Source organism: Sphaerisporangium rubeum, from assembly GCF_014207705.1.
In the GTDB taxonomy this organism is placed as follows: domain Bacteria; phylum Actinomycetota; class Actinomycetes; order Streptosporangiales; family Streptosporangiaceae; genus Sphaerisporangium; species Sphaerisporangium rubeum.
The window spans coordinates 4,929,538-4,942,650 of record NZ_JACHIU010000001.1 but is presented as its reverse complement, the minus strand read 5'-3'; the positions used below and the strand labels follow the sequence as shown (position 1 = coordinate 4,942,650).

Genomic DNA, 13,113 nt, shown 5'->3' with positions numbered 1-13,113 from the left:
GGCATAACCTCCCGAGCCGAACCAGGCGCCGTCCTCAGCGACCGGTGACCCACGGTGACACAGTCACCTGACCGATGCGCCGCACGAAACCCCGTCCCTAGCGTCGTGACCATGCGACGCACCCCCCTCCTCCTGCTCACCGCGTTATCCCTCACCGCCGCCGTACCGGCCGCCGGAGCCACCGCCGACCCCCGCGTCCCCGCCGGCTTCACCGAGCGCACCGCGAACGTCAACGGCATCACCGTCAACTACGTACGCGGCGGCCACGGCCCCACCCTCGTGCTGATCCACGGCTACCCCGAGTCCTGGTACGAGTGGCGCGCCGTCCTGCCGTCCCTGGCCAAGCACTACACCGTCATCGCACCCGACCTGCGCGGCGCCGGCCGCTCCAGCGCTCCGAGCGGCGGCTACGACAAGAAGACCATGGCCGCCGACCTGCACGGCCTGCTCACCCGCCTGCGCCTGGACCACGACATCAACCTGGTCGGCCACGACATCGGCACCATGGTCGCCTACTCCTACGCCGCACAACACCAGGACCGCGTGGCCAAACTGGTCCTCAGCGAGGCCCCCATCCCCGACGACAAGCTCTACACCTTCCCCTCCCTCACCCCGCAGGGCCCCGGCTTCTGGAACTTCGGCTTCTTCAACATCCGCAACGGCCTCCCCGAGCAGATCATCGACGGCCGCGAAGCCCTGTGGGTCAAACGCTTCATCAGCCTCCTAGCCGTCCACAAGGACCGCGCCGCCGAACCGCGAGCCGTCCGCGAGTACGCCAGGAACCTCAGCGACGACCGCAGACTCCGCGCCAGCTTCGAGTGGTTCCGCGCCTTGAACAAGGACGTCGCCGACAACAGACGCCTGGCCAAGGACAAGCTCCACATGCCGGTCCTCGCCATCGGCGCCGACCACAGCCTCGGCGCCTTCGTCCCCGACCAGGTACGCGACTACGCCGACGACGTCCAGGCCAAGGTCATCCGCGACTCCGGCCACTGGATCTTCGAAGAGCACCCCAAAGAGATGACCCGCATCCTGCTCAAGTTCCTCAAGCAGTCCTGACCCGCCGCTCAGGGGTCGCGACCTGGTCGCTTCCTGGTCGTTTGCCGGAAACCGCTTGGCGCGCGACCCCAGCCGGTGTCATCGTCGTCACATTCAGTGGTCGGACGATTACCCGGAGGCCGGTTCATGGATGCAGAAGGACAAAAGACGGGACGTCCCGAGCTGATCCGCGCGCGGCGACGCAAGGGCCTGACCCAGGAGGCGGCGGCCGAGGTGCTCGGGGTGTCGCTAACGACCTGGGCCCGCTGGGAACGAGGCGAGCAGGGGGTACGCGCACGGCACCGGGCCCGGCTGGCGAAGGTGTTCGACGCCGCGTCCGACGACGTGGATCGGTGGGTAGACGGCTGGACCCTCCCGGAGACACCTTCCTGGCCGATCGCGGACTGTGGTGACGGATCCGTCGCGGCTACGGTGAAGTCGGCCAACTCGTTGTGGAGGTTCGAGATGGATCCGTCCCGCCGTCACATGCTGGCCACACTGCCGTTCGTACCGGCGGTGCTGGGGGAGTGGCTGGCGTCGTGGAGGTACGACAGCCCCGCCGCGTCGGCCGCGCACAACGGGTCCGGCCGTGCGGTCGGCATGGCGGACGTCGAGCGCATCAACCAGGCCCAGCAGGCGTTCCGCCAGATGGACCATCAGTTCGGCGCGGGCCTGGTACGTCCGGCGGTCCTGCGTTATCTCGACTCCAACATCACGCCGCTGCTCAACGGCCGCTACGACGACAAGGTCGGCGCGGCACTGATGAGTGCCGCCGCCGGTATGAGCTGGATGGCCGGATGGACGGCCTTCGACATGACCCGGCACGGCACGGCGCAGCAGCACTTCGGTCAGGCGCTCGGATTCGCCAAGGCAGGGAACGACCCGCTGACGGGGGCCGGGGTACTCGGCGCGTTGACGCAGCAGGCTTTCCACCTCGATCGAGGGGACTGGGCCATGCGACTGGCCCGTGCCGCGACCGACACGGCGACTCGCGCCGACGCTCCGCCAAGGGTCATGGCGATGGTGCTGGTGAAGGAGGCCTGGGCCACCGCCTTCCGCTTCAACCCCGCCGAGTCCGGGGACCGGCATGCCGCCAAGCAGGTCGAACGTCTGCTCGCCGACGCCGAGCGCATGCACGCGCGAGGCGCGACGGACCGCGACCCGGCCTGGTCGGTCTGGTACGAAGAGATGGAGCTCCGCGCGGAAGCCGGCAACTGCTGGCGTCTCATCGGCGACCACCAGCGTGCGCTCGCCACCGCTGAAGCGGCCGTGACAGAGTTCCAAGGCCGACTGCCTCGCTCCGCACAGATCAACCGGGTCCACGCCGCAGAGGCGCACGTGAAACTCGGAGACGTGGAGCAGGCTTTGGAGGCGGCCCGTCCAGCCATCCTCGCGACCAAGGCCCTCGCCTCTCCCCGCACGGTCGGCTTCCTCAAGGGCTTCGACAAGCACCTCGACCCCTACGCCGACACCATCGCGGTCCGCGAGTTCCGTGACCACCTGAGACGCGAACTGGCGGCCTGATCTGATCTCAGTACCAAACTCTGGCTGGTCAGCTCACCAGAGGGTCGAAGCATCCACAACAAACACGGTGCCACTGACCCGCCTGCGTCGACCGAAAGCAGCCACGCACACGGCCACGTCCTACCTGCCATCTGCACGGCCCGTCATGACCCCCGAACTTGTCGGTTGATCGCGATACCCTGCCTGCCACATAGGTGATGCGGCCCGACGGGCTTCCGCTGATCTGACGATCGCGGACATGCCCCCATACCGCACGAGGATTCGTGCTGCGTGGGGGTAGTCGGTGACGGCGTTTCGGCAGTCTGCCGAAGGTTTGGCCAGGTTAGGGTCTGAGTCTCTTCCGGAACGGCGGTTGAGTGAGCTCCTCGCGGAGCATCTGCGGATGGCGGTAGGGATCACGCCGTCCCAGTCGGAGCGCCGGTCGTGGGATCGCAGTCTTCCGGTTCTCGCGGCGGACCTGGTCGACGCGGGGCTCGGCAAGGTCGAGATGCTTGTCGAGTACCAGTTGCCGCTGACCAGCAAGCGGGCCGATGTGGTTCTCGCGGGTGTGGACAGGCGTACGGGGGACGACGCGTACGTGGTGGTCGAGCTGAAGCAGTGGAGCCAGGCGGACCTGTACGAAGAGGACCAGAGTCTGGTGCTGGTGGAGAGCATGCCGGGTCGGCCATTACTCCATCCCGTGCTGCAGGTCGAGGGGTACTGCGACTACATCGCCGACTTCGCCGCCGTCCTCGGCGGCAGCAAGGACGCCGTCCGTGGCGTGGCCTATCTGCACAACGCGGCGGACCTGGATGTTCGCGACCTGTACGGACTGGTCAGGGACGATCGGACCCGCATGTTCACCAAGTCGCGGCGCGGGGCCTTCCTCGACTACCTCCGCGACCGGTTCTCCCCGGACTCGGGTGCCGGGGCCGCGGACAGGCTGATGACCACGGCGGTCCGGCCGTCCAAGCAGTTGCTCAAGCTGGCGGCGGCCGAGATCAAGAGTCGTGAGCAGTTCGTGCTGCTCGCCGAGCAGCGGCTGGCGTACGAGATCGTCCTCCACCACGTCGAGACCGCGCGCCGGGCCGACTCCAAGGAAGTCGTCATCGTCTCAGGCGGTCCGGGGAGCGGGAAGAGCGTCATCGCGTTGTCGCTGCTCGGCGAGCTGACCCGCAAGGGACGCACCGCGATCCACGCCACCGGGTCGCGGTCCTTCACCCAGACGATGCGCCGTTTCGTCGGCAAGGGAGCCCCCCGGGTCCGCGGCTTGTTCAAGTACTTCAACGACTTCACGCAGGCGGACCAGAACGATCTCGACGTGCTCATCTGCGACGAGGCGCACCGGATCCGGGAGAACTCCACGACACGGTTCACCAAGGCCAAGGACCGAACGGGCCGCTCACAGGTGGACGAGCTGATGGCGGCGGCGCGCGTCCCGGTGTTCCTGCTGGACGAGCACCAGGTCGTACGGCCAGGCGAGCTCGGCACGGTCGCCGACATCAGGCGGCACGCCGAGTCGCTCGGGTTCCGTGTGCACGAGATCTCGCTCGACGCGCAGTTCCGATGCGGTGGCAGCCGCACCTACGAGAACTGGGTGCTGCGGCTGCTCGGCCTGGACGGCGACGGCCCGCAGGTGTGGTCCGGTGACGACCACTTCGACGTCATGCCGGCCGGGTCGCCGTACGAGCTGGAGGCTCTGCTCAGGAACAAGCAGGACGAGGGGTACTCGGCGCGGATGACGGCGGGTTTCTGCTGGAAGTGGAGCGATCCGGCGAAGGACGGCACGCTGGTGAACGACGTGCGGATCGGTGAATGGACGCGTCCGTGGAACGTCAAGGGTGACAGGGCCGTGGGTGACGCGCCGCCGAGCGCCTTGTGGGCCTCGGAGCCTGGCGGCTTCGGTCAGGTGGGATGCGTCTTCACGGCCCAGGGATTCGAGTACGACTGGAACGGCGTCATCATCGGCCCTGACCTCGTCGCACGCGACGGCAGGCTCGTCACCGTGCGGTCGGCGAGCAAGGACCCGGCCCTCACCAGGAGCGTCAGCGACCAGCAGGCGGACCGGTTGATCCGCAACAGCTACAAGGTGCTGCTCACCCGCGGAATGGCCGGCACCGCGATATACGCCGTGGATCCGGAGACGCAGGAATTCATCTCCGCGCTCATCGAAGGCGTCCCTTTGGCGCGGCCGCCACGGACATAGGCGGGACCGGTGTAGTTTTGCCGCATATCCGGGTGCGGGGAGGGTGGGGATGACCGGACGTCTGGTCCTCGTCGAGCGTTACGAACTGGACATCATCCCCGTAGGCCGCGGCGGTATGGGTGAGGTTTATGCCGGTTATGACCGGCATCTCGATCGCCGTGTCGCAGTGAAACTCATCCGCTTCCCTTACGGGCAGTACGACGAGACGCTGGTGAAGCGTTTCGTTCACGAGACGCGCGTCATGGCGAAGCTCGACCACCCCGGCGCTCCGGCGATCTACGACGCCAACGGCTACCAGGACCCTCGTCTCGGCACACGTCCCTTCCTCGTCATGCAGTACGTGGACGGGGTGACGATCGACCACCTGGTGGGGGAGCAGGGCCCGCTTCCTGTCGCCTGGGCCGCGCTGATCGCGGCGCAGGCGGCGGCCGTGCTGCAGGCCGCGCACGAGAGAGGCATCTTCCACCGGGACCTGAAGCCGAGCAACCTCATGCTCTGTCCGGACGGCTCGGTGAAGGTCCTCGACTTCGGTCTCGCCATGTTCCACGACCCCGAACTGTCCAGGCTCACCCGCAGCGGCACGATCCTCGGCACGCCGTCCTACATGTCACCCGAGCAGGTCCGCGGCGCCACGGTCGGCCCGCAGAGCGACATCTACTCCCTCGGGCTGGTCCTGCACGAGATGCTGACCGGATGCCGCTTGTTCGAGGGGGACACCGAGTACAACACCTTCGACAAGCAGGTCAACGACCCGGCGCCTCCGGTACGGCAGCGACGACCGGACGTGCCGCCTGACCTGGACGCGTTCCTGCTCGGCATGCTGAGCAAGCGCGCCGAGGACCGTCCATCGCAGGCCGGCGCCGTGGTCGACGGCCTGCTTCCGTTCACCACCGGCCTGCGTCCCATCACCGGTGTCGTCACCTCCGCTCCGAGCGCGCTGCGCATGTACGCAGGCGCGGTCTCCCGCGTCATCGCCGGTGTGGACAACCCGGCGGCGGCCGAGCCGCACGGCGGTACGCCGCCGGACCGCAGGGACGATCCCCCCGCCTCGCGCGCATCGAGCGAGGACGGCTTCGGCCGGGATGACATAGCCCGAGCGCGGACCGAGGCCAGAGCGCTGGCGGACGACTCCCGGTACGGCCAGGCGGTCGAGGTGCTGTCGGCGGTGCTCGACACCGCTCACCGGATGTTCGGAGCCCTGGACAAGGACGTGCTCGACCTGCGGATCCATCTGGCCGAGGTGCTGTTCGAAGGCGGCGACTACCGCCGGGCCGCTCCGGCGTTCGCGGAGCTGAGCACCGACCTGGCGAGGAGACACGGGCCAGGCGACGAGGTGGTCCTGCACTGCCGCAGGCAGGAGGCGACCTGCCTGGCGCTGATGGGCCGCACGGGTGAGGCGCTCGGCATGCTCGAAAGCCTGCTCGCTGACGAGCTTTACGTCTTCGGGGACGAGGACTCACGTCCGCTGGAGCTGAGGCGGCAGATCGGGCTGCTGCAGCTCGGCGCCGGCGACACCGACCGCGCACGGGCCACCCTGACCGACCTGTTGGGGGATCTGTCGCGGCTGTACGGCGAGGGTCACCCCGAGGCCCTGCGGGTTCGCGACAACCTCAGCCGCCTGACCATGTGAACGGCGCGGTCGGTGTCGCCAGTCTCTCGATCAAGCGGGACAGCAGGTTGTGGAACGGCGACGTGACCGCCTGTGACGCGATCGTGAGCAGCACTGCAGTCGGAGTCTGTGACTCCGATACACAGTTGTGTGAACATGGTTGACGTGTTAAAGTTCTTTTGGCTCCACTTGATTCACCGTCCCCCAATGGGTCGCTCATTCTCCCCCGGCCATCAGACCGTTCCGTACTTGTGACACGGACGGTGCTAAACGTGATCCATCTGTTGCCCGGAAGGTTTTTGGCCCAGCGGTAAATCGGCCATTACCCGCATTTCGGTCACGTGGTCGTGGTGACGGCGGATTCTCGCGCTTTGCCATGTATTCATGATGCACCAGAAGGGCTGACAATAGAGTGCGGTTTCGGGCAGACCGGTATAGGCGGGTCCTTTGATGACCGGCTTTCGGCTCGAAGACCTGACCCAAGGCGCCGTGGTCGGCGGCGTGACGCCGAGCGGTGACGTGACGGTCGTCGCCGTCACTTGGTACGGCGCCAACGCGGTCGAACTCACCTACCGCACCGGAACCGGCCAGATCGCCGCTCAGTTGCTCGACCGTGACGCCGAAAGCCGCCTCGCGCTGCGCCGTCCGTCCGCCGCCTACGCCTTCGACGGCGACGGCGCGCGGTTCAAGCTCGCCGCAGAGGCGACCCGCATCCGCATGGCGGCCCGCTTTGACCCCATGCTGGCCGTCAGCACCAGCGACCTGGAACCCCTGCCGCACCAGATCCAGGCCGTGTACGGCGAACTGCTCGACCGCACACCGCTGCGCTTCGTGCTCGCCGACGACCCCGGAGCAGGCAAGACCATCATGGCCGGCCTGTACATCAAGGAACTGATGCTCCGCGGGGACCTGGAACGGTGCATGATCGTCGCACCTGGCGGACTGGTCGAGCAGTGGCAGGAGGAACTGCTGGAGAAGTTCGGCCTGCGCTTCGAGCTGCTGACCCGGCAACTGGTCGACGCCGAGATCGAGCAAGGCGTCTTCGAACGCCACCCTCTGCTCATCGCGCGCATGGACCAACTCTCCCGCAGCGATGAGCTCCAGGCCCAGCTCGGACGCAGCGACTGGGACCTGGTCGTGGTCGACGAGGCCCACCGCATGTCGGCCCGCTACTTCGGCGACGAACTGAAGAAGACCAAGCGCTACCAACTCGGCGAACTGCTCGGCACACACACCCGCCACCTGTTGCTGATGACCGCGACCCCGCACGCCGGCAACGAGGCCGACTTCCAGCTCTTCATGGGCCTGCTCGACTCCGACCGGTTCGAAGGGAAGTACCGCGAAGGCATCAGCTCCGGCGACACCGACGGACTGATGCGCCGCATGGTCAAGGAAGACCTGCTCACCTTCGACGGCAGGCCACTGTTCCCCGAGCGCCGCGCGTACACCGTGCCGTACGAGCTGTCGGACGCCGAGCGCGAGCTGTACGAGGTCGTCACCGACTACGTCCGCGAGCAGATGGGACGTGCGCAGGAACTGGCGGCAAGGGGAGAGGGCCGGCGCGGCAACACCATCGGCTTCGCGCTGACCGTGCTCCAGCGCCGCCTCGCCTCCAGCCCCGAAGCGATCCTGAAGTCCCTGGAACGCCGTCACAGGCGCCTCCTGCAGCTCCGGCACGAACTGGCCACAGGGACGGCGAGCACCGTCGAGCACCGTCTCAGGGAACGGCTCGCCGTGCTGGCCGGACGAGCACCGGAGAACATCGACACCGACCTCGACGACCTGCCAGGCGGCGAGGTCGAGGAGCTGGAGGACGACGTCGTCGACGCCGCCACCACCGCGCAGACCCTCGCCGAGCTGGACAAGGAGCTGGGCCTGCTCGCCGACCTGGTCGAGGTCGCGCGCCGCGTGCGCCACGCCGGCACCGACCGCAAGTGGACCGAGCTGTCGGAGCTGCTCCAGAGCCACACGCTGATCCGCAGCGCCGACGGCGGCCCGCGCAAGCTCATCGTCTTCACCGAGCACCGCGACACCCTCGAATACCTCGTGGAACGCATCCGGGGGGTCCTCGGCCGCGAGGAGGCCGTGGTCGCCATCCACGGCGGCGTGGCACGCGACCAGCGACGCAGGATCAAAGAGCTGTTCACCCAGGACAAGGACTGCCGCGTGCTGGTCGCCACGGACGCGGCGGGGGAGGGCCTGAACCTCCAGCGGGCCCACCTCATGGTCAACTACGACCTGCCGTGGAACCCCAACCGCATCGAGCAGCGTTTCGGCCGCATCCACCGCATCGGCCAGACCGAGGTCTGCCACCTGTGGAACCTCGTCGCCGTGGACACCCGCGAAGGCGCCGTCTTCCGCCGCCTGCTCGACAAGATCGACGAGCAGCGCCGCGCGTACAAGGGGAAGGTCTTCGACGTCCTCGGCGAGGCATTCCAGGGTCAGCCGCTTCGCACGCTCCTCATGCAGGCGATCCAGTACGGCGACCGGCCCGAGGTGCGCGACCGGCTGAACCAGGTCATCGACGCATCGGTAGGCGAAGGCCTCGACAAGCTGATGGCCGAACGCGCACTGGCGCACCAGAGGCTGGACGAGACCGGCGTCGCCGAATGGCGGCTGCGCATGGAGGAGGCCAGGGCCCGGCGCCTGCAGCCCTACTACGTCAAGGCGTTCTTCCTCGGCGCCTTCCGGCTGCTCGGCGGTCGGGTCTCCGAGCGGGAGTCCGGCCGGTACGAGATCACGCACGTCCCCGGTGACGTCGTCGCACACGACCGGCAGATCAGGGCCGGCGTACCGGTGCTGCGCCGCTACGAGCGGGTGACTTTCGACCGTGAACTGGTCCGGCCGTCCGGCCTGCCACGCGCCGACCTGCTCGCACCGGGTCATCCGCTGCTCGACGCGGTCGTCTCGCTGGTCATCGAGCGGTACGGCACGCAGCTCAAACAAGGCGCCGTGCTGGTGAACCGGCGCGACGAGACCGAGGAGCCACACGTGCTGGTCGCGATCTCCCAGGAGGTCGCGGACGGCCACGACAGGGTCATCGGCAAACGCTTCGACTTCGTCGAGATCGGCCGCGAGTCGGCCCGCGCCGCCGGCGCCGCACCGTACCTCGACTACGCACCGGCCACCGAGGAGGAACGGCGGCTCGTCGCCGGAGTGCTGGCGGAGGACTGGCTGGCGAGCGGCGTCGACCGGCTCGCGGTCGGGTGGGCCGTCGAACACGGCCTGGCGTCGTACGTGGGGGAGATCCGTACCAGGGTCGGCGCGCAGACCGAACGCGTCCGCAGACTCGTCCGGCAGCGACTGCTCCAGGAGATCAACTACTGGGACACCCGGCACGCCGATCTCCTCGACGCCGAGCAGACCGGCAGAACCCTCAAGATCCGTCCGGAGACCGCGGCGCGCCGGGCCCGCGACCTGGAGACCCGACTCCAGCGCCGCATGGCCGACCTGGACCGCGGAGAACTGCTCCAGGTACGGCCCCCTCAGGTGGCCGGCGGCGCACTCGTCATCCCGCAGGGCCTGCTGGACCGGCTCACCGGCCTGCGAGATGGGCCACCAGAGACGTACGCACGGGACACCGCTGGCGTAGAACGGCGAGCGGTCGACCGCGTCCTGCAGGAGGAACGGAAACTCGGCCGGATTCCCGAGGAAATGCCGCATAACAACCCAGGCTATGATATTCGCTCCAAAACGGTCGATGATCACTGGATCTTCATCGAAGTGAAGGGCCGGGTAAACGGAGCGGACGACTTCCACGTCACACGTACGGAAGTCCTGACCGGCAAGAACGCCGGACCGAACTACCGGCTGGCGCTCGTGAGCGTCCACCCGGACGGTCCGCAGCACGACCAGGTCCGGTACATCGTGAATCCTTTTCGCGATTTGGACTTCGGCGACTTCGCCGCCACCGACCTCGGTGGTGACTGGCACAAGGAATGGGTACGAGGAGGAGCACCGGTATGACCCCCGACACCGGAACCGGCACACCTGGATACCGCCGCAAGCTGATCGAGGTGGCTCTTCCCTTAGAGGAGATCAACAAGCAGTCGGCCCGCGAAAAGTCCATTCGTCACGGTCACCCGTCCACTTTGCACCTGTGGTGGGCTCGACGGCCACTTGCCGCCTGTCGAGCTGTGCTTTTCGCTCAGCTTGTTGATGACCCATCCTCCCGTCCTGAAGACTTTCCTTCGGAAGAAGATCAAGCTCTCGAGCGCAAACGACTTTTCACTATCATTGAACGTTTGGTCGATTGGAATAATCTCAACGACAAGGTTCTGTATGAAGAAGCTCGCGAAGAGATACGGAAGTCATGCGGCAATTTTCCGCCGCTGATTCTCGATCCCTTTGCTGGTGGTGGATCGATTCCTCTTGAAGGTCAGCGTCTCGGGCTGAAAGCACATGCCTCGGACTTGAATCCGGTTCCTGTTCTTATCAATAAGGCATTAATTGAGTATCCGACCAGGTGGGCTGGTAGGCCTCCTGTCTACCCGGATGTAGCAGCTTCGCGACTCGGAGACTGGCCTAGCACTCGCGGCGTGGCCGAGGATATTCGTCGCTACGGTCATTGGATGCGTGATCAGGCTAAGAAGCGAATTGGCCATCTCTATCCGCAAGTCAGGTGTGAGGTTGGCGGTTCCCTTGACGTCATAGCCTGGCTCTGGGCTCGCACGGTGACCTGTCCCAATCCTACGTGCAACGGAACTCTGCCGCTGGTTCGTTCTTTCTGGTTGAGCAAGAAAGAAGGCGCGGAACGCTACGTCGAGCCAATGGTGGAGGGCAGGAATATTCGCTTCGAGATCCGCGGCCCTGAGGGAGCGGCCCGAGAAGGTACGGTTTATCGTGGGCGGGCGACATGTCTTATCTGCAATTCGCCAGTGAAGCCAGACTACATCAAAAGTGAAGGTAAGGCGGGTCGTATAGGGGCACAGATGATGGCCATCGTGGCGGAAGGAGATGGCTCGCGCCTTTATTTCCCGCCAACTAAGGAGCATGAAGACGCGGCGGCGGTGGCGCGCCCGCGCAACGTTCCGGACAGTCCTCTGGCCGGTGACCCGCGTAATATCTGGTGTGTGAACTACGGGCTCGATACTTTCGACAAGTTGTTCACGGATCGCCAACTCGTTGCTCTAGCCACTTTTAGTGACCTCGTTTCGGAGGTGCGAGAGAAGGTACTTGAGGACGCTCTGTCCTACGGCCTTCCCCAAGGGGTGCCGTTAGCGGCGGGAGGGCTAGGTGCGTTGGCCTATGCTGAAACGATCGCAACGTACCTGGCGCTGGGTGTAAGTCGCCTAACCGACATCTTCAATTCGTTGTGCCGATGGGAAGTTACAAAGACACAGGTACGAAATTTGTTCACTCGCCAGGCTATTCCTATGCTGTGGGACTACGCGGAGACTCAGCCATTTGGCACTGCTGCCGGGGGCTTCCTGGTGAGTTTAAACAGCCTTGTGAGATCTCTGGAGGGAGTCCCGGCGAAGGGAGACGTCACCGTAGAGCAGGGCGGTGCAGTAACGCGCTCCTATAAGGGTGTGGTAGTTTCCACCGATCCGCCTTATTATGACAACATAGTTTACTCGGACCTGTCGGACTTCTTCTATGTTTGGCTGCGGAGATCTATTCATTCGATTCATCCCGACTTGCTGGGCACGCTTCTGACACCAAAATCGGAAGAGCTTGTCGCTAATCCGTATCGGCACGGCGGAAAAATGGAAGCCACCCGATTCTTTGAGAACGGCTTTCAGCAAGTGTTCGCGCATATACGAAAAGAAGCGTGCGTTGACTACCCGATGACTGTCTTCTATGCTTTCAAGCAATCCGAGAGCGATGAGGCGGGGGAGGCGTCCACCGGTTGGGAGACGCTTCTCGAAGGTATGATTCGATCGGGTTGGACGGTGACGGCCACATGGCCCATACGCACCGAACTTGGTAATCGAACAACAAGTCAAGAAAAAAACGCTTTGGCATCCTCGATTGTACTGGCTTGCCGGGCTCGATCAGAGGATGCCGGCACAATTGATCGGCGAGGGCTAATAAATGCCCTTAAGGTGGAGCTTCCTGCTGCACTTAATGCTCTCCAGCAAGGTGGAATTGCTCCTGTGGATCTGGCTCAGGCTGCAATAGGACCAGGAATGGCCGTTTTCTCCAGATACGCACGAGTAGCCGAGGCTGATGGCTCGCAAATGAAGGTGCGGGCTGCGCTCATTCTGATCAACCAGATTCTCGCAGAGGTGCTTTCTGAGCAAGAAGGTGACTTCGATTCTGATACAAGATTCTGTATCGAGTGGTTCAAAGGTCATGGGTTTGATGGCGGACAGTATGGCGATGCAGAGACTCTGTCGCGAGCTCTAGATACAACTGTCGCGGGACTTGACCGTGCACGACTTTTAAGAGCACGAGCTGGCGTGGTCCAGCTCTTCAGTCCAGGTGAACTGCCGCTCAGCTACGATCCCGTGCGTGATGATCGAATTAGCGTATGGGAAGTTGTCATGCATCTCGCTAAGCGGCTCGATGAGCTCGGAATTGAAGCTGCCGGCCAATTGATGGCGGCTGCCAAGACTCGGCTAGATCTTGACACAGCTAAGGAGTTGGCATACCTGCTCTTTGCGATCAGCAACAAACGTAGTTGGGCCAAGACTGCACTTCTTTTCAACAGCCTTGGCTCGGCATGGACCGAGATCGAAAGGGCTTCTCACGATGCCGCACTGACGGAAAGCGGTCAGGCAACGATCGACTTCGGCGACGACGAGGACTGACG

The 13,113-nt window shown here is 65.1% G+C and carries 6 protein-coding genes; all 6 read left to right on the top strand.

Going from position 1 to position 13,113, the window contains the following annotated elements; genetic code table 11:
• Window positions 1-111 precede the first annotated feature (111 nt).
• The 6 genes from BJ992_RS21180 (at window position 112) to BJ992_RS21155 (ending at window position 13,111) form a co-directional block, all read left to right on the top strand.
• Complete coding sequence (locus BJ992_RS21180) at window positions 112-1,059, top strand: alpha/beta fold hydrolase (RefSeq protein ID WP_184983655.1); 948 nt, start codon at window positions 112-114, stop codon at window positions 1,057-1,059.
• A 126-nt stretch (window positions 1,060-1,185) separates the two neighbouring features.
• On the top strand, window positions 1,186-2,562 hold the full coding sequence (locus BJ992_RS21175; protein WP_184983653.1) for a helix-turn-helix transcriptional regulator: 1,377 nt from the start codon (window positions 1,186-1,188) through the stop codon (window positions 2,560-2,562).
• 382 nt (window positions 2,563-2,944) lie between these two features.
• On the top strand, window positions 2,945-4,747 hold the full coding sequence (locus BJ992_RS21170; RefSeq protein WP_246496738.1) for a DUF2075 domain-containing protein: 1,803 nt from the start codon (window positions 2,945-2,947) through the stop codon (window positions 4,745-4,747).
• Between the two features lie 49 nt (window positions 4,748-4,796).
• Entirely contained in the window at window positions 4,797-6,377 is a 1,581-nt protein-coding gene (locus BJ992_RS21165) for a serine/threonine-protein kinase (protein ID WP_184983650.1), read from the top strand.
• 429 nt (window positions 6,378-6,806) lie between these two features.
• Complete coding sequence (locus BJ992_RS21160) at window positions 6,807-10,322, top strand: helicase-related protein (RefSeq protein ID WP_184983648.1); 3,516 nt, start codon at window positions 6,807-6,809, stop codon at window positions 10,320-10,322.
• Window positions 10,319-13,111, top strand: coding sequence for a DUF1156 domain-containing protein (locus tag BJ992_RS21155; RefSeq protein WP_184983646.1), 2,793 nt, complete (start codon window positions 10,319-10,321; stop codon window positions 13,109-13,111). The genes BJ992_RS21160 and BJ992_RS21155 overlap by 4 nt, the downstream gene beginning before the upstream one ends.
• Window positions 13,112-13,113 lie beyond the last annotated feature (2 nt).